General features: G+C 63.7%; 14 protein-coding genes. 13 read left to right on the top strand and 1 reads right to left on the bottom strand.

What is annotated here, in order from left to right:
- Positions 1–323 precede the first annotated feature (323 nt).
- The 13 genes from CO666_RS06825 to CO666_RS06760 all read left to right on the top strand — a co-directional run bounded on the left by CO666_RS06825 (position 324) and on the right by CO666_RS06760 (position 15,171).
- Positions 324–572, top strand: coding sequence for a hypothetical protein (locus CO666_RS06825; RefSeq protein ID WP_097611314.1), 249 nt, complete (start codon positions 324–326; stop codon positions 570–572).
- Positions 573–626: 54 nt separating this feature from the next.
- Complete coding sequence (locus CO666_RS06820) at positions 627–1,298, top strand: response regulator transcription factor (protein WP_097611313.1); 672 nt, start codon at positions 627–629, stop codon at positions 1,296–1,298.
- Positions 1,288–2,691 (top strand): sensor histidine kinase, encoded by a 1,404-nt coding sequence (locus tag CO666_RS06815; RefSeq protein WP_003569355.1) that lies wholly within the window; start codon positions 1,288–1,290, stop codon positions 2,689–2,691. The genes CO666_RS06820 and CO666_RS06815 overlap by 11 nt, the downstream gene beginning before the upstream one ends.
- Positions 2,692–2,809: 118 nt before the next feature.
- Positions 2,810–3,235 (top strand): hypothetical protein, encoded by a 426-nt coding sequence (locus CO666_RS06810; protein WP_097611312.1) that lies wholly within the window; start codon positions 2,810–2,812, stop codon positions 3,233–3,235.
- 90 nt (positions 3,236–3,325) lie between these two features.
- On the top strand, positions 3,326–4,504 hold the full coding sequence (ccmI, locus tag CO666_RS06805; protein WP_097611311.1) for a c-type cytochrome biogenesis protein CcmI: 1,179 nt from the start codon (positions 3,326–3,328) through the stop codon (positions 4,502–4,504).
- The gene (ccmE, locus tag CO666_RS06800; RefSeq protein ID WP_097611310.1) at positions 4,501–4,998 is read left to right on the top strand and encodes a cytochrome c maturation protein CcmE; all 498 of its coding nucleotides are present in this window, start codon (positions 4,501–4,503) and stop codon (positions 4,996–4,998) included. Before ccmI ends, ccmE begins: the two co-directional genes overlap by 4 nt.
- Complete coding sequence (locus CO666_RS06795) at positions 4,995–6,989, top strand: heme lyase CcmF/NrfE family subunit (protein ID WP_097611309.1); 1,995 nt, start codon at positions 4,995–4,997, stop codon at positions 6,987–6,989. The genes ccmE and CO666_RS06795 overlap by 4 nt, the downstream gene beginning before the upstream one ends.
- Positions 6,990–7,138: 149 nt before the next feature.
- The gene (locus tag CO666_RS06785) at positions 7,139–7,636 is read left to right on the top strand and encodes a cytochrome c-type biogenesis protein (RefSeq protein ID WP_097611307.1); all 498 of its coding nucleotides are present in this window, start codon (positions 7,139–7,141) and stop codon (positions 7,634–7,636) included.
- 174 nt (positions 7,637–7,810) lie between these two features.
- Positions 7,811–9,409, top strand: coding sequence for a Do family serine endopeptidase (locus CO666_RS06780; RefSeq protein WP_097611306.1), 1,599 nt, complete (start codon positions 7,811–7,813; stop codon positions 9,407–9,409).
- A 66-nt stretch (positions 9,410–9,475) separates the two neighbouring features.
- Positions 9,476–10,231, top strand: a complete 756-nt coding sequence (locus CO666_RS06775; protein WP_425352401.1) for a response regulator transcription factor — start codon at positions 9,476–9,478, stop codon at positions 10,229–10,231.
- Complete coding sequence (locus tag CO666_RS06770; RefSeq protein ID WP_097611305.1) at positions 10,228–11,637, top strand: sensor histidine kinase; 1,410 nt, start codon at positions 10,228–10,230, stop codon at positions 11,635–11,637. Before CO666_RS06775 ends, CO666_RS06770 begins: the two co-directional genes overlap by 4 nt.
- 134 nt (positions 11,638–11,771) lie before the next feature.
- On the top strand, positions 11,772–14,729 hold the full coding sequence (locus tag CO666_RS06765; protein WP_097611304.1) for a bifunctional [glutamine synthetase] adenylyltransferase/[glutamine synthetase]-adenylyl-L-tyrosine phosphorylase: 2,958 nt from the start codon (positions 11,772–11,774) through the stop codon (positions 14,727–14,729).
- A 97-nt stretch (positions 14,730–14,826) separates the two neighbouring features.
- Positions 14,827–15,171 (top strand): hypothetical protein, encoded by a 345-nt coding sequence (locus CO666_RS06760; protein WP_097611303.1) that lies wholly within the window; start codon positions 14,827–14,829, stop codon positions 15,169–15,171.
- Positions 15,172–15,255: 84 nt separating this feature from the next.
- On the opposite strand, the gene CO666_RS06755 is transcribed toward CO666_RS06760, so the two are convergent.
- Positions 15,256–17,565, bottom strand: coding sequence for a PAS domain-containing sensor histidine kinase (locus tag CO666_RS06755; RefSeq protein WP_097611302.1), 2,310 nt, complete (start codon positions 17,563–17,565; stop codon positions 15,256–15,258).
- Positions 17,566–17,640 lie beyond the last annotated feature (75 nt).

Here is a 17,640-nt window from a genome sequence, read left to right as displayed (position 1 = left end):
GCGTGAAAACCGGGCCGATGCCAGCAACTGCGGGCGCGGCAGCCAAACCGATGCGGCTGCTTCACGGGTGATCGCATTGGGGTCGGCTCAACCTCGTCCTGCCTTTGCAGGGACCATGTTGCTCCCGAGGTCGAAGGCGATTTTTCGCTGCCGGGAAGGCCGCCGGAGCTGGCCGCGGCGGCGGTTTTCAGCAGCCGGTACCGGCTGCCCGCAAATAGTCGAGAACGGTTCTAAATGCCCTGCATTACAGCGCATTCATTTGCCATTCAGGTCGCGTGAGTACATATTCGCAGCACGTTGGCATTACCTTGAAAGCATAGCACATGGCCCTTCCTCTGAGCGTCGCAGCATTGGTCGCCGGACTGGTGGTATCGGCGCCCTCACCGGAGGGCGCGGGCAACCTCGTCCTGCGCGTGGCAGCCGATTGCAGCGCCGCCGCAGCCCAGGTGGTCGAGCAGACGGGCGGCCAGCTCCTGTCGGTACAACCGGTGGGCGATAGCTGCATCATCACCGTTCTGGTGTCGGGCAACGGCCAGCGTCCACGCAAAGTGACGGTAAAGGTTCCGATGTAGGCGGAATCGGTCTATTCAGGACATGATCGATTTGAAGCGGGCGAAGGCGGACCGATGCGCATTCTGGTAGTCGAAGACGACGTCAATCTGAACCGGCAGTTGGCCGACACGCTGAAAGAGGCGGGTTATGTCGTCGACCAGGCGTTCGACGGCGAGGAGGGGCACTTCCTCGGCGATACCGAACCCTATGACGCCATCATCCTCGATATCGGCCTGCCGGAGATGGACGGTGTCACCGTGCTCGAAAAATGGCGCAGCGCCGGCCGCGGCGTGCCGGTGCTGATCCTGACGGCGCGCGACCGCTGGAGCGACAAGGTCGCCGGCATCGACGCCGGCGCCGACGACTATGTCACCAAGCCCTTCCATGTCGAGGAAGTGCTGGCGCGCATCCGGGCGCTGATCCGGCGCGCGGCCGGGCATTCCTCGTCCGAGATCATTTGCGGGCCGGTGCGGCTCGATACCAAATCCTCGAAGGCGACGGTCAACGGCACGACGCTGAAGCTGACCTCGCATGAATACCGCCTGCTTGCCTATCTCATGCATCACATGGGTGAGGTCGTCTCGCGCACCGAACTGGTCGAGCACATGTACGACCAGGATTTCGACCGTGATTCCAACACGATCGAGGTCTTTGTCGGCCGCCTGCGCAAAAAAATGGGCGTCGATCTGATCGAAACGGTGCGCGGTCTCGGTTACCGCATCCAAGCGCCGAAACATGCGAATTAAGTCGCTCACCGCCCGCGTTTTGCTGCTGACCACGGTCTGGTCGACGGTGGCGCTTGTGGTGATCGGCCTTTTGATCTCCACCCTCTACCGCAAGAGCGCCGAACGCGGTTTCCAGGATCTGCTGCGGGCGCAGCTCTATAACGTCATCAACTCGGTGACGATAGGTGATCAGGGGGCGCTCAGCGGCAGCCCGCAACTCGGCGACCTGCGTTTTGCCCAGCCGAAGACCGGCTGGTATTGGGTGGTGGAGCCGCTCGGCACCTATACGACGGCACCGCTGGTGTCGCCCTCGCTCGGCTCGGCGCTCATTCCGGTTCCCTCCGTCGTCGAGGCGCCCTTCGACAAGAATTACGAACGCTACTATCAGGTGACGGATGCCTCCGGCAATCGCGTGCAGGTGGCCGAAACCGAAGTGGTGCTCGATACCGACGGGCGCGCCGCGCGTGTCCGCGTCACCGGCAATGTCGATGTCGTCGAGGACGATGTCCGCACCTTTTCCCATAGCCTCTATCTGGCGCTCGCCGGTTTCGGCGTCGGCAGCCTGATCGTCAACGCGCTGGCGATTCTCTATGGCCTGAAGCCGCTCGACAAGGCGCGTGCCGCGCTTGAGCGCATCCGCGCCGGCGAGAGCGAGCAGTTGAAAGGCGATTTTCCGCGCGAAATCCTGCCGCTCGCCAACGAGGTCAACGCGCTGATCGACAGCAACCGCCGCATCGTCGAGCGCGCCCGCATGCAGGTCGGCAATCTCGCCCATTCGCTGAAGACGCCGATCGCCGTTCTCCTGAACGAAGCGCGGGTGCTGGAAAAATCCCATGGCGAACTGGTGCGCAGCCAGGCGGAATCGATGCAGGGGCAGGTGCAGTCCTATCTCAACCGGGCCCGCATCGCCGCGCAGCGTGAATCCGTGCTCGCCCGCACCGACGCCGAGCCGGCGCTCGAGCGGCTGGTGCGCGTCATGCGCCGGCTGAACGTTGATACCGAATTCGATCTCGTCGTCTCGCCGCCGCATCTGGCCGTCGCCATGGAGCAGCAGGATCTTGAGGAGACTGTCGGCAATCTTTTGGAGAATGCGGCGCGTTTTGCCAAAAGCAAGGTACGGCTTTCGGCCGTCGAGGCCGGCGACGACGTCAAGGGAGCGGAGGCGAGTGCGCGGCGCCATTGGGTGGAGCTCGCCGTCGAGGATGACGGGCCGGGTCTGGAGCCCGATCAGATCCGTGAGGCGCTGAAGCGCGGCCGCCGGCTCGACGAAAGCAAGCCCGGCACCGGGCTCGGCCTTTCGATCGTCACCGAGATTTCCGGTGAGTATCAGGGGCGGCTCGAACTGTCCCGCGGCGAATGGGGCGGGCTCAAGGCGAAGCTTATTCTGCCCGGCATCACAAAGGATGTTGCATGAGCAACTGCTTGATGTCACAAAGATAGTGGCAAATGCATAGCATGCTTTGCCTTAATGCTGACACGGGGACGCTGCACTTCGATCGGCTGAATTTGACCCCTGATCGTGGTTCGACGCAATGATTTTACGCTCGCAAGGCATGATCGCTTCCGCTCTGCTCGTCGCCGTCGCGCTATCCGGCTGCACGACGACGAAGGGTGGCGCGTCGCGCGGCATTTTTTCGAGCAAGCCCTCGGCCTCGGCCGCCTTCCTGACCGCGCTGCAGGGCGGCCTTGTCGGCCGCAGCGGCGTGACCTTGAGCGATAGCGACAAGCAGCGGGCGCTCGAGGCAGAATATCGGGCGCTGGAAGGTGCCGCCGTCGGCCAGCCGATGCAGTGGACCGGCAAGGACGTCACCGGCAAGGTTGTCGCCGCCGCACCCTATCAGGTCGGTTCGCAGAACTGCCGGCAATATACCCATACGTTGACTGTCGACGGCAAGGACACGGTGGTACGCGGGGCTGCCTGCCGCAACGCCGATGGCAGCTGGTCGCCGCTCGGCTGAACCCGGTGAATTGCGGCGAATAGCCTCAAATCTTCGTCATTCCGGCTTTGGCAGTTGGAATGACGGCCCGCTTCACGTATTTGGGCCGCTATGCTGTTCTGGATTCTCGTTGCCGCTCTGACGGCAGTCGTCGCCGCCATCCTGCTTTACCCCCTTCTGCGTGGAGCGAAGGCGGCGGAAAATAGCCGTGCGGGCGAGGCGGCGGTTTATCGCGACCAGTTGCGCGAACTCGACCGCGATCTCGATGGTGGACTGATCACGCCGGAAGAGGCCGATTATGCGAGAGCCGAAATCGGCCGGCGGCTGATCGCCGTCTCCGACGGCGAACCGGGGCAGACGCCGAAAGCCGCACGGCATCACCGTTTCACCGAAGCCTTCGTCCTCCTGCTTCTGCCGGTTCTCGGGCTCTGTCTTTATTTGACGACGGGCAGGCCGGACCTGCCGTCGCAGCCGCTGCAGGCACGGCTCGATAATCCCGGCAACGATGTGGCGGTGCTGATCGCCAAGGCGGAACGCCACCTGGCTGAGAAGCCCGATGACGGCAGGGGCTGGGACGTGCTGGCGCCGATCTATCTCCGCACCATGCGCGTCAACGACGCGCAGGTGGCCTACCGCAATGCCGTCCGGCTTCTCGGCCCGAGCCCGGTCCGGCTCGACGGCCTGGCCGACGCGCTGATGGCGGTCTCCGAGGGCGTCGTGACGGAGGAGGTGCGTCAGGTGCTGGAACAATCGCTGACGCTGGAACCCGACAATCCGCGCGCCCGCTTTTATATCGCCCTCAGTATGGAGCAGGCGGGACGTTCCGTTGAGGCGCGCCAGGCCTTCGAAGCGCTGGCGAAACAATCGCCGGCCGACGCACCCTGGCTGCCCTTGGTCAACGACCATATCGCCATGAACGGCGGCGCGCCGGCAAATCCCGGCGCCGGTCCGGCTGTTCCCGGCAATCCGAGTGCCTCTGGCAATCCGAGTGCCCTCGGCAATCCCACGCAGCAGGATGTGGCAGCGGCGGAGAATATGAGCACCGGCGACCGGCAGCAGATGATCCGTGGCATGGTCGAGAGCCTCGATGCCAAGCTCAGCGCCGATCCGAACAATTTCGAAGGCTGGGTGCGGCTCGTCCGCTCTTACGCCGTATTGAACGACAAGGATCGCGCAGCCGGCGCCCTGAAGCGCGGGCTTGCTGCTTTTCCGGCAGACAGCGAGCAGGGCAAGCAATTGCTGGCGCTTGCCAGCGAACTCGGCCTGCCCACGGAAGGATCATCACAATGACGCGCAAGCAGAAGCGGCTGGCGGTGATAGCAGGCGGCATGGGCTTCATCGCCGCCGCCGTGCTGCTGGTCATGTTCGCTTTCAGCCAGTCGGTCGCCTATTTCTACATGCCGGCCGATCTGGCGAAGACGCCGGTGGCGCCGGAAACCCGCATCCGGCTCGGCGGCCTGGTCGGCGAGGGCAGCGTCGTGCGCGGCGCCGGCTCGACGGTGGAATTTGCCGTCACCGACGGCAGCGCCAATGCCGTGAAGGTCCAATATACCGGCATCCTCCCCGATCTCTTCCGCGAAGGCCAGGGCGTCGTCACCGAAGGCATGTTTACATCCGGCACGAGTGTCTTCGTTGCCGATACCGTGCTTGCCAAGCATGATGAGACCTATATGCCGAAAGACGTGGCCGACAGGCTGAAACAGCAGGGGCTGTGGAAGGAAGGCCAGGGCCAGGAAAGTCCTGGGAAGGAAAATCAGGCCCAGGAAGTGAAAGCGACGCAATGATCATCGAGATCGGCCATTACGCGCTGGTGCTGGCGCTCGCAACGGCGCTCATTCTTTCCACCGTGCCGGTGATGGGAGCTCGCCGCCATGACCGGGCGATGATGGATGTGGCGACGATCGGCTCGCTGGCGATGTTTGCGCTCGTCGCCTTCTCCTTCGGCGTCTTGACCTATGCCCATGTCGTCTCGGACTTCTCGGTCGAGAACGTCTGGGAGAATTCGCATTCGCTGGTGCCGTTGATCTACAAATATTCCGGCGTCTGGGGCAATCACGAGGGATCGATGATGCTCTGGCTGCTGATCCTGACGCTGTTCAGCGCCCTGGTCGCCGTCTTCGGCCGCAATCTGCCGGAGACGCTGAAGGCCAATGTATTGGCCGTGCAGGCCTGGATTTCGGTCGCCTTCACGCTGTTTATTCTGCTGACCTCCAATCCCTTCCTGCGGCTTGATCCGGCGCCGGCCGAGGGCCGCGATCTCAACCCCGTCCTTCAGGATATCGGCCTGGCCATCCACCCGCCGCTGCTCTATCTCGGTTATGTCGGCTTCTCCGTCTGCTTCTCCTTTGCCGTCGCGGCGCTCCTGGAAGGCCGTATCGACGCCGCCTGGGCCCGCTGGGTCAGGCCCTGGACGCTGGCTGCCTGGACCTTCCTCACATTGGGCATCGCCATGGGCTCCTACTGGGCCTATTACGAGCTCGGCTGGGGCGGCTGGTGGTTCTGGGATCCGGTGGAAAATGCCTCTTTCATGCCGTGGCTGGCCGGCACTGCGCTGCTGCATTCGGCGCTCGTCATGGAAAAGCGCGAGGCGCTGAAGATCTGGACGGTGCTGCTCGCCATCCTCACCTTCTCGCTGTCGCTGATGGGAACCTTCCTGGTGCGCTCCGGCGTGCTGACCTCGGTGCATGCCTTTGCCAGCGATCCGAGCCGCGGCGTCTTCATTCTCTGCATCCTGTTGATCTTCATCGGCGGGGCGCTGTCGCTCTTCGGCTTCCGCGCGCCGCGGCTTTCGGCCGGCGGGCTGTTCGCGCCGATTTCGCGCGAGGGGGCGCTCGTCGTCAACAATCTGATCCTGACGGTCGCCTGTGGCACGGTCCTGACCGGCACGCTCTATCCGCTGCTGCTGGAAACGATCACCGGCGACAAGATTTCCGTCGGGCCGCCCTTCTTCAACCTGACCTTCGGCCTGCTGATGGCGCCCCTGATCGTCATCGTGCCCTTCGGGCCGCTGCTCGCCTGGAAGCGCGGCGATCTGCTCGGCGCCCTGCAGCGGCTCTATGTGGTGGCGGGCCTCGCCTTTCTTGCCGCGGTGGCCTTCTTCTATATCGAACATGGCGGTCCGGTGCTGGCGGTGCTGGGGCTGGCCGCCGGGCTGTTCCTGATTCTCGGCGCCATTGCCGATCTCTGGTATCGCGCCGGCATCGGCAAGGTTGCGGGCTCCGTCGCCTGGCGCCGCCTGACCGGCCTGCCGCGTTCGGCCTTCGGCACGGCGCTCGCTCATGTCGGGCTCGGCGTCACCGTGCTCGGCATCGTCGCGGTCACGACCTTCCAGACCGAGCACGTCATCGAGATGAAGCCGGGCGAGACCGCCGATGCCGGCGGCTACAGCCTCAATTTCGACGGCATGCAGGCGGGCAGAGGGCCGAACTATACCGAGGAGCGCGGCCACTTCACCGTCCGGCGCGCCGGTGTCACGGTCGCCGACACCTGGTCGGCCAAACGTCTCTATACCGCCCGCCAGATGCCGACGACGGAGGCAGGTATCCTGACCTTCGGCCTCAGCCAGCTCTACGTCTCGCTCGGCGACGCCACCAAGGACGGCGGCATCGTCGTGCGCATCTGGTGGAAGCCGTTCATCCTCTGCATCTGGGGCGGCGCAGTGATCATGGCTTTGGGTGGTTTCGTGTCTCTCAGCGACCGCCGCCTGCGCGTCGGCGCGCCGCGGAGGAAGGCGAAGGCAAAACCGGCAGCGCCTGCCATGGAGCCGGCCGAATGACGCGCCGCTCCCCACCTCCCTCATTCCTGTGCTTGTCACAGGAATCCAGTGCGCCCAAGTCTTTGGGCGCAGGAGACTCATTCAAGGGGGGAAAAGATTCATTCACAGCGCGGACGCGCCGTGGCTGGATTCCTGTGACAAGCACAGGAATGAGGGGAGGAGAGGTTCGGCGCGTTTCGCAGGTGTCGCAGTTTTTCTCCCGACTCCTCGTTATCCTTTTCATCCTTTTCACCCCCATGTCCGCCTTCGCCGTCAATCCGGACGAGGTGCTGGCCGACCCGGCGCTCGAGGCCCGTGCCCGCGCCCTGTCGGCGGAACTGCGCTGCATGGTCTGCCAGAACCAGTCGATCGACGATTCCAATGCCGATCTCGCCAAAGACCTGCGTCTGCTGGTGCGCGAGCGCATCACCGATGGCGACAGCGACGATCAGGTCTTGAACTATATCGTCTCGCGCTATGGCGAGTTCGTGCTGCTGAAGCCACGCGTCGGCGCGAAGACGGTGCTGCTCTGGGGCGCGCCGGTGCTGCTGGTGCTTGCCGGCGGATTGTCGTTACTCCTCTTTGCGCGCAGGAGATCCGGTAAGCCGACCGGCAGCAAGCTGACGGCGGACGAGCAGGCGCGGCTGAACGAGCTTCTGGAAAAGTGACAGCCTGAAACGGCAATGGTTTGCCACGCCAAGCGTGCCGGGACTTCATCGCAAACATTACCAACTTTTCATTGGCCGGACAGTTCGCAGTAAGGTGCGGCGTCCTATATCTTCATCCATCGACTGATCCGGCGCCGCCGGTTCTGAGAATTAAGAACAAGAGAAGGTGCTCCAATGCTGAAGAATTTCAACGGACGTCCGTCCCTCGCCACGGTGCTCAAGGCTTCTACCGTTGCCGGTATCGCAGCTGCTGTGCTCGCAACCGGCGTTCCGCTCGAAATCACCAAGTCTTATGCTGAAGCCGTGAAAGTTCAGGCGCCTGCCGTGCCGAGCTTCGCCAATGTCGTCGATGCCGTTTCCCCGGCCGTTGTCTCGGTTCGCGTCGAAAACCGCGTCAATCCCGTCTCCGACAACAATGACGGCTTCTCCTTCGACTTCAATGGCCGCGGCTTCGACGACCTTCCCGACGATCACCCGCTGAAGCGCTTCTTCAAGCAGTTCGGCCAGGATCCGAATGACCAGCAGGGCCATCAGCGCCGCTTCGGCCAGAACGGCCCCGGTGGTCCGGGCGGCCCGAATGGCCCGGGCGGCAAGGGCCGTCTGCGCCCGGTCGCTCAAGGCTCCGGCTTCTTCATCTCCGAAGACGGCTACATCGTCACCAACAACCATGTCGTTTCCGATGGCCAGGCCTTCGTCGCCGTGATGAATGACGGCACCGAGCTCGATGCCAAGCTGATCGGCAAGGATCCGCGCACCGACCTCGCCGTGCTGAAGGTCGACGGCAAGGGCAAGAAGTTCACCTACGTCAACTGGGCCGATGACAACAATGTCCGCGTCGGTGACTGGGTCGTCGCCGTCGGCAACCCCTTCGGCCTCGGCGGCACGGTGACGGCAGGCATCGTTTCGGCCCGCGGCCGCGATATCGGCTCCGGTCCCTATGACGATTACCTGCAGGTGGATGCCGCCGTGAACCGCGGCAACTCCGGTGGCCCGACCTTCAACCTCAACGGCGAAGTCGTCGGCATCAACACCGCGATCTTCTCGCCGTCCGGCGGCAGCGTCGGCATCGCCTTCGCCATTCCCGCTTCGACCGCCAAGGATGTCGTCGCCGATCTGATGAAGGACGGCCAGGTTTCGCGCGGCTGGCTGGGGGTCCAGATCCAGCCTGTCACCAAGGATATCGCCGAATCCATCGGGCTTTCCGAGCCGAGCGGCGCCCTCGTCGTCGCCCCGCAGTCCGGATCGCCGGGCGACAAGGCGGGCATGAAGGCCGGCGACGTCGTCACCGCGCTGAACGGGGAAACGATCAAGGATGCCCGTGACCTCAGCCGCCGCATCGGTGCGATGCAGCCGGGCAGCAAGGCCGAGCTGTCGGTCTGGCGCGCCGGCAAGGCCCAATCGCTCACCGTCGAACTCGGTACGCTGCCGGCCGACCAGAAGGATGCGAATGCCGACGACAACAACCAGCCGCAGCAGCCCGAGACGCCGGCGTCCGAAAAGGCGCTTGCCGATCTCGGCCTGACGGTCGGTCCCTCCGACGACGGCAAGGGCCTGGCGATCACCGGCATCGATCCGGACTCCGACGCTGCCGACAAGGGCATCAAGGAAGGCGAGAAGATCACCTCGGTCAACAACCAGGAAGTCTCCACCGCCGCCGATATCGTCAAGGTGCTGAACCAGGCCAAGAAGGACGGCCGCACCCGTGCGCTCTTCCAGATCCAGTCCAGCGAAGGAAGCCGTTTCGTCGCACTTCCGATCAACAGCCAGGGCTGATCCTCGAGAAAACAGGAGCCGTGCGGAGGAAACTCCGCGCGGCTCGATTCTTCTGACCTTTCAAGGATGATCGCGATGAGCGCCGCCCCGCAGGAAGATGCTTTGAGCCTTGCCGAAACGCAGCCGGTGGGTAATGTCGGCCGCATGAAGATTCTCATCATCGAAGATGATCTCGAAGCCGCCGTCTACCTCACGAAAGCCTTTCGCGAGGCGGGCATCGTCGCCGATCACGCCAGCGACGGCGAGGCCGGCCTGTTCATGGGGTCGGAAAACACCTACGACGTCATCGTCATCGACCGCATGCTGCCGCGCCGGGACGGGCTCTCCGTCATCAGCGAGCTGCGCCGCAAGGCGATCCATACGCCCGTTCTCATCCTCTCCGCCCTCGGCCAGGTCGATGACCGCGTCACCGGCCTGCGCGCCGGCGGCGACGACTACCTGCCGAAGCCCTATGCCTTCAGCGAGCTGCTGGCCCGCGTCGAGGTGCTCGGCCGCCGCAAGGGTACGCCGGAGCAGGACGTCGTCTATCGTGTCGCCGATCTCGAACTTGACCGGCTCTCGCATGAGGTACGCCGCGGCGGCAAGGAGATCCTGCTGCAGCCGCGCGAATTCCGTCTGCTCGAATATCTGATGAAGAATGCCGGCCAGGTGGTGACCCGCACCATGCTGCTCGAAAACGTCTGGGATTATCACTTCGACCCGCAGACCAACGTCATCGACGTTCACGTTTCGCGCCTGCGCTCGAAGATCGAGAAGGATTACAGCCAACCGCTCCTGAAGACCATCCGGGGCGCGGGGTACATGATCAAGGACGACGGATGAGCCGCTTCCGGGTTCTCTTCAAGTCCACCGCAGTCCGCCTTTCGGCACTCTATATCCTGCTTTTCGCCATCTGCGCCGCGACGCTCGTCTTCTATGTGACGGCGATGTCGGAACGGCTGCTCACCGGCCAGATCCGCGACGCCGTCAAACAGGAGGTCGAGCAGGTGCAGCGCGCCTATGACAGCGGCGGCATGAACCTTCTGCTGCGCACGATGGAGCGGCGCGCCCGCCAGCCGGGCGCCAATCTCTACGTCATCGCCGGCCCCTCCGGCGATATTCTCGCCGGCAACGTCGCCTCGGTGCAGCCTGGCGTTTTCGAGGAGGTCGGCTGGGCCTCGGCGCCCTTCAGCTACCAGCGTTATACCGACAGCGGCGTCGAGCGCCGCCACAAGGCGATCGCCAATATCTTCGTGCTCGACAACGGCTTGCGGATCCTGATCGGCCGTGACCTCGGCGATCCCGAGCGTTTCCGCCTGCTGGTGCGCCAGGCGCTGATGGTGGCCTTGGCGATCATGGGGCTTGGCGCCATCATCATCTGGTTCGCCATCGGCCGCAATGCGCTGAAACGCATCGACCGCATGTCGGATGCGAGCAAGAAGATCATGGCCGGCGATCTTTCGCAGCGCCTGCCGGTGGGTGGCTCGGGCGATGAATTCGACCGTCTGTCGATGTCGTTGAATACCATGCTGGAGCGCATCGAAAAGCTGAACGAGGGCCTCAGGCAGGTCTCCGACAACATCGCCCATGACCTGAAGACGCCGCTGACGCGGCTGCGCAACAAGGCGGCCGATGCGCTCGATATCGGTGACGGCGAGACGCGGCGCACCGCGCTCGAAGGCATTATTTCCGAATCCGACCAGCTGATCCGCACCTTCAACGCACTGCTGATGATCTCTCGCGTCGAGGCCGGATCGGTCGCTGCCGAGATGTCGGCTGTCGAGCTTTCGGCGATCGTCTCCGACAGCGCCGAGCTTTACGAGCCGGCGGCCGAGGAAGCTGGGCTTGGCCTCAGCGCCAGCGTCGAACCCGGTGTCGAGGTGCAGGGCAATCGCGAGCTGATCGGCCAGGCAATCTTCAATCTGCTCGACAATGCCATCAAATATTCTTCCGATACGGAAGGGGCGGGCATCGTGTCGTTGAAGCTTGCCCGCCGCGCCGACGGCATCTGCCTGTCGGTCGCCGATCACGGGCCGGGCGTTCCGGCCGACCGGCGCGATGACGTGGTGAAGCGCTTCGTCCGCCTCGACGAAAGCCGTTCGAAACCCGGGACCGGGCTCGGGCTTTCGCTGGTGGAGGCTGTGATGGAGCTGCACAACGGCCGGCTGGAGCTCTCCGATACCGATCCCGACAAGCCCGAGCAGCGCGGTTTGACCGTCAGCATGATTTTCCCGGCCAAGGCTGCCTGATCTCTTCCGCCGAAATACGATCGGGTGAATCGCGTATTGGCGGTTTTCCGCCAAAACCCTAGTTTAATGTCGATCGAAGGCGCGGGCTGCGATTCTGCGGGGTCGCTCCTTCCGCCGAAAGCCAGGGAGAACGCATGCTGACGAAATCGACGCATGGCCTGAAGGACGTGGGCGAAGGGCTGCTGCGTCCGCTGAACCAGACGGAGTTGAAGCTGGCGCTGGCCGACCTTCAGGAGGCCGGCAAAAGCGAGCCGTCGGTTGCTGCGGTGCTGAAGACGGAAGGTCCGCTCCGCGATTTCATCGCGGCTGCGCTGACGCTGTCGCCTTATCTGCGCGATATCGTCAATCTCGACCCGGCCGTCCTCGCCGGCGCCATCACCGAGCCGCTGGAACCGCAGATCGAGGCGCTGATCGCCGAGGCCAGGGGCTGCTGGCGACCGGACGGCGAGGGGGCGGCGCCGGCGGAATCGGCGGTGATGACCAGCCTGCGCATCATCAAGCGCAAGGTCGCCTTCCTCGTCGCGCTCGCCGATCTCTCGCGCATCTTCGACGGTCGGGCGACGACGGCCTGGCTGAGCGAGCTTGCCGAAGCTTCGGTTGCCGCTGCGATCGACCATCTGCTGCTGTCGGCGCATGAGGGGGGAAAGCTCAGGCTGCGTGATCCGACGGCTCCCAGCGACAGCTCCGGGCTGATCGTGCTCGGCATGGGCAAACTCGGCGCCTGCGAACTCAACTATTCCTCCGATATCGACCTCGTCGTGTTCTTCGACGAAGAGGCCGGCATCGTGCCCGATCCCGATGACGCGATCGAAGTCTTCCCCCGGATGATGCGCCGGCTGGTGCGCATCCTGCAGGAGCGCACCGCCGACGGTTATGTCTTCCGCACCGATCTGAGGCTGCGCCCCGATCCCGGCTCGACGCCGCTGGCGATCCCGGTCGATGCGGCGATGATCTATTATGAGGGCAGGGGCCAGAACTGGGAGCGGGCCGCCTTCATCAAGGCGCGCGCCGTTGCCGGCGACCTTGCGGCCGGTGGCGCATTCCTGCGCGGGCTTTCCCCTTTCGTCTTCCGCAAATATCTCGATTATGCGGCGATATCAGATATTCATTCGATCAAGCGGCAGATCCACGCGCATAAGGGCCATGGCGCCATTGCGGTCAAAGGCCATAACGTCAAGCTCGGCCGCGGCGGCATCCGCGAGATCGAATTCTTCGTCCAGACCCAGCAACTGATCGCCGGCGGCCGCATGCCGGCGCTGCGCGGCCGGGCGACGGAAGAGACGCTCGGTGAACTCACCAAGGCGAAATGGATCGACGCGGAGACCCGTGACGAACTGACGGAAGCCTACTGGTTCCTGCGCGATGTCGAACATCGCATCCAGATGGTCCGCGACGAGCAGACCCACCTGCTGCCGGAGACGGACGCGGATCTGAAGCGCATCGCCTTCATGATGGGTTTCTCCGACACGCCGAGCTTCGCCGAGCGGCTGGTCGGCGTGCTGAAGACGGTGGAGCGCCGTTATGCCCATCTCTTCGAACAGGAGAGCAAGCTTTCCACCGACACCGGAAACCTCGTCTTCACCGGCCAGGGCGACGATCCCGATACGCTGGAGACGCTGAAGAGACTGGGTTTCACCAGGCCATCAGACATTTCCCGCATCATCCGCACCTGGCATTATGGCCGCTACCGCGCGACGCAATCGGTCGAGGCGCGCGAAAGGCTGACGGAGCTGGCGCCGGAGCTTTTGCGGGTTTTCGGCGAAAGCAAGCGCGCCGATGAGGCGCTGCTGCGTTTCGACAGTTTCATCTCGGGCCTTCCCGCCGGCATCCAGCTCTTTTCGCTGCTTGGCAGCAATCCGGCATTGCTGTCGCTGATCGTCAACATCATGTCCTCGGCACCCCGGCTTGCCGAGGTGATCGCCGCCAGGCCGCATGTCTTCGACGGCATGCTCGATCCCGGCCTGATGGCCGAGCTGCCGACCCGCGACTATCTCGGCGAACGGCTGAAAGGCTCGCTTGTCCAGGCGCGCCATTATGAAGAAGTGCTAGACCGGTTGCGCATCTTCGCCGCCGAGCAGCGTTTCCTGATCGGCATCCGCTTGCTGACCGGCGCAATCAACGGCGAGATGGCCGCCAGCGCCTTCACCCATCTCGCCGACCTTATCATCGCTGCCGCGCTCGATGCCGTGGTGAGCGAGATGTGGGCCGCCCATGGCGACTATCCCGGCGGGCGCATCGCGGTTGCCGGCATGGGCAAGCTCGGCAGCTTCGAGCTGACGGCGGGGTCCGACATCGATCTGATCCTGCTCTATGATTATGACGAAGCGGCTGGCGAATCCGACGGGCCGAAGCCGCTCGACGCAACGCGTTACTTTACCCGCATCACCCAGAGGCTGATCGCCGCTTTGTCGGCGCCGACCGCCGAAGGCGTGCTTTATGAGGTCGACATGCGGCTGCGCCCGTCCGGCAACAAGGGGCCGGTCGCCACCCGCATCAACGCTTTCGGCAAATACCAGCGCCAGGAGGCATGGACCTGGGAGCATATGGCGCTCAGCCGCGCCCGGCTGATCTCGGGCGATGACAGTCTGATCGCCGAGACCGAACAGATCGTCCGGGAGGTGCTGTCGGCCGATCGCGATATTGCCAAGGTGGCGCATGACGTTGCCGAAATGCGCGAACTGATCGAGACGGAAAAGCCGCCCTCCGGCCCATGGGATTTGAAGCTGATCCCCGGCGGCGTCATCGACCTCGAATTCATCGCCCAGTATCTGGCGCTGATTGCCCCCACCAGGGGCGCCGGCATCGCGGTGAACGGGATGAGCACCGGCGAAGCCTTGAAGGTGCTCGGCGACAGGCTGATGGCGCCGGCCGATCTCGACATCTGCCTCGAGGCCTTCGCCCTTTATACCGGTCTTTCGCAGCTGATACGCCTCTGCATCGACGGCGAGTTCGATCCGAAGGACGCACCCGCCGGTCTCGTCGAACTCGTCTGCCGCGCCGGCGATTGCCCTGATATCAGGACGCTGGAAGGCGAGGTGAAGCGGCTTTCGAAGGCAGTCAGGAAGATATTCTTGAACGTGGTGAAGGCCTGAGGGATGCACCCGGAAATCTGCAGAGATTGTCCACGGAGCGATCGCCTGACGAACCGTCTTCTCCTATGCTGCCGTCTCAACTCACGGGAAATGGAAGATGAAGAGCTTCAACTTTGCACTGGCCCCTGAACAGCTCTGGCAGGCCATCAATCCATGGACATTTTATCAGCAGGGATCACAGATCGGTTTCATCAACATCGACCTTGGATCGACGCCGGCCCCCGAAACGGAACAGTCGATTCTGGATGAGGTGGGGAGCTATGGTCGGCAGATCGGCCGCATTGGTGATGCGCTGGAGGTTCTGCTGAAACGTGTTCCGTTGGAGAACCTGTCACAAGACGAACAAGACGCCTTGGCCGTACTCAAAGGTCAGCTTGCCGAGATCCGGCAGATAAAGGAAAGGCAGGGCCGAAAACAGCCCCAAGATCACTCAGGCCAATGAAGAGCTGACTTGGTCCCTTCTGGAAAAGGTTCCTAAAGCTCGGCTGATGACATCTGGCGAGCCTTTTTTGTCCTGCCTGTCTTTTTAAACATCATCCGGAATCCGCAGCGAGATCACCGTGCCCACGGCTTCGCGCGAGCGGATCTTCATGCGGCCGCCATGCAGTGCGGTCAGCGAGCGGGAGATGGCAAGCCCGAGGCCGGAGCCGCCCTTGCTCTTGGCATATTGGCTCTGCACCTGCTCGAAGGGCTGGCCGATCTTCGATAGCGCCGAGCGTGGAATGCCGATGCCGGTATCGGCGATGGTGACGAAGACGGCGCCGTCGACGCGCCGCGTGCGCACCGCGATGCGGCCGCCATTGTCGGTGAACTTCACTGCATTGGAGAGCAGGTTCAAAAGCACCTGTTTCATCGCCCGGCGGTCGGCCATTAGCGTCAGGCCGGAGGAGATCCGCTGATCGATGACGATGTTCTTTTCGGCCGCCGGCATGGCGGTGAAACGCAGGCTTTCCTCGATCAGCGGCACGAGGTCGATGCGCTCGCAGTGCAGTCTGAGGTGGCCGGCCTCGATCTTCGACATGTCGAGAATGTCGTTGATGACGTTGAGCAGATGTTTGCCGCTGTCATGGATATCGCGGGCATATTCGTCGTATTTCAGCGAGCCGAGCGGCCCGAACATCTGGTTCTGCAGGATTTCCGAGAAGCCGAGAATGGCGTTGAGCGGCGTGCGCAGCTCATGCGACATATTGGCGAGGAATTCCGATTTCGCCTTGTTGGCGGCCTCGGCGCGTTCCTTTTCCGCCTGGTAATTGGCATTCGCCGTCGAGAGTTCGGATTTCTGAATCTCCAGCGTCTGGCGCGAGGCGGAGAGATCGCCGATCGTCGCCATCAGCCGGCGTTCGGATTCACGCAGCCGCTCCTGATGGCGTTTCATCAGGGTGATGTCGGTTCCCACAGAGACCCTGCCGCCATCGCGGGTGCGCCGCTCGTTGATCTGCAGCCAGCGCTCGTCGGCAAGCTGCACTTCCGTCGTGCGCGAATAGCCGGGGCCGTCGGCATCGGCGATCCGCCGCTCGATGACCGGGCGGGCCGCGGCGGCATTGACGATCGAGCGCTCGGTGCCCGGCACCAGCACGCTGTCCGGCAGACCGTAGGCCTGCTGGAAATGCGTGTTGCACATGACGAGCCGATCATTCTTGTCCCAGAGCACAAAGGCTTCCGAGGTGCATTCGATGGCGTCGGCGAGCCGCTGATCGGCTTCTGCATAACGCTGAGCCAGCCGATGCTGTTCGGTCACGTCCATGGCGATGCCGATCAGGTGCATGCGGCCGGAATTGCTGCGGATCACCTGGGCGCGGGCGCGCATCCAGACATAGTGGCCGCCGGCATGGCGCATCCGGAAGATCTGATCGACCTGGCCCGAATGGCCTTTGGCGATGGCGCGGGCGATTTCGTAGAGCCCGCCGTCATCGGGATGCATCAGCCGCGCGGCTTCGCCGAAGCCCATCGCCTTGTCGGAGCCCGGCAGGCCGAGCATGTCGTACATCGAGCGCGACCAGAAGAATTCGCGGCTGTCGAAATCGAAGTCCCAAAGGCCGCAGCGGCCGCGCGACAGCGCCGTTTCGACGCGCAGGTTCGATTCCAGGAAGATGTCGTCGGCGTCGCGGGCGCGTTTGACCTGGGTGTAATAGGCATAGAGGATGACCAGCAGGATCGAAGAGATGCCGGCAAACAGCGTGACATTGAGCGCCATCTGCTCGCGCCAGAGCTGGCCGATCTCGTCGAGCGAGGTGGCGGCGACGATATAACCGCCGGCATTGCCCATCAGCGTGATTTCGGCGTAATGCGGCACGCCGCCGATCGTCGTTTCGATGACGTCGGCGCGATCGCCGAAACGCCGGATCGCCGAAACCTCCGGGAAGAAATCGCCGACATTGCTGCCGACATGCGAAAGCCCGGCGGTTGTCGCGGCAAAGACCTTGCCGCTTGCCTGCACGAGCATCACGAAGGCGCCGTTATCCAGCCGGTCCTGCGGCAGGAACCGGGCGAGCCGGGCTTGCGCTTCCGCGGCATCGCCGCTGTCGAAGATCTCGGACGCATCGGCAAACACGGCCGAGGCGGTTGCTGCCGAAAGCGCGGTGGCATGGCGGGCCGAGGCTTCCAGCCGGGAATATTCGCTGACCATGCCGAAGAAATGCGACGCGGCGACGACGAAGAGGAAGGCGACGATCAGCGCCGGAATGGCGCGCTTCAAGAGCAGCTCGGCCTTCGGCAGATGACGGAGAAGCGGCTCCGATGTCGCATGGCCGGAAAGGCTGTCTCGCCAGGCTTTCAGCCCGTCAAAGTCGACACGCAGCCGTCCACCGGCCACGGTTGCCCGCCGCACGTCCATCATCTCTTCGCCTTGTCCCTCGTGTGATTCGCGCGCCGCTCGCTCGAACCTGACCTAGAGAATCATGGGTGATTCGCC

The organism is Rhizobium chutanense, assembly GCF_002531935.1.
In the GTDB taxonomy this organism is placed as follows: Bacteria; Pseudomonadota; Alphaproteobacteria; order Rhizobiales; family Rhizobiaceae; genus Rhizobium; species Rhizobium chutanense.
Note: the sequence above shows the minus strand (reverse complement) of the source record. Positions and strands in the feature narration are given on the sequence as shown.

Coding starts and splice junctions, on each gene's coding strand:
- CO666_RS06825 (WP_097611314.1), top strand. CDS start 324: ATGGCCCTTCCTCTGAGCGTCGCAGCATTGGTCGCCGGACTGGTGGTA.
- CO666_RS06820 (WP_097611313.1), top strand. CDS start 627: ATGCGCATTCTGGTAGTCGAAGACGACGTCAATCTGAACCGGCAGTTG.
- CO666_RS06815 (WP_003569355.1), top strand. CDS start 1,288: ATGCGAATTAAGTCGCTCACCGCCCGCGTTTTGCTGCTGACCACGGTC.
- CO666_RS06810 (WP_097611312.1), top strand. CDS start 2,810: ATGATTTTACGCTCGCAAGGCATGATCGCTTCCGCTCTGCTCGTCGCC.
- ccmI (WP_097611311.1), top strand. CDS start 3,326: ATGCTGTTCTGGATTCTCGTTGCCGCTCTGACGGCAGTCGTCGCCGCC.
- ccmE (WP_097611310.1), top strand. CDS start 4,501: ATGACGCGCAAGCAGAAGCGGCTGGCGGTGATAGCAGGCGGCATGGGC.
- CO666_RS06795 (WP_097611309.1), top strand. CDS start 4,995: ATGATCATCGAGATCGGCCATTACGCGCTGGTGCTGGCGCTCGCAACG.
- CO666_RS06785 (WP_097611307.1), top strand. CDS start 7,139: ATGAGGGGAGGAGAGGTTCGGCGCGTTTCGCAGGTGTCGCAGTTTTTC.
- CO666_RS06780 (WP_097611306.1), top strand. CDS start 7,811: ATGCTGAAGAATTTCAACGGACGTCCGTCCCTCGCCACGGTGCTCAAG.
- CO666_RS06775 (WP_425352401.1), top strand. CDS start 9,476: ATGATCGCGATGAGCGCCGCCCCGCAGGAAGATGCTTTGAGCCTTGCC.
- CO666_RS06770 (WP_097611305.1), top strand. CDS start 10,228: ATGAGCCGCTTCCGGGTTCTCTTCAAGTCCACCGCAGTCCGCCTTTCG.
- CO666_RS06765 (WP_097611304.1), top strand. CDS start 11,772: ATGCTGACGAAATCGACGCATGGCCTGAAGGACGTGGGCGAAGGGCTG.
- CO666_RS06760 (WP_097611303.1), top strand. CDS start 14,827: ATGAAGAGCTTCAACTTTGCACTGGCCCCTGAACAGCTCTGGCAGGCC.
- CO666_RS06755 (WP_097611302.1), bottom strand. CDS start 17,565: ATGATGGACGTGCGGCGGGCAACCGTGGCCGGTGGACGGCTGCGTGTC.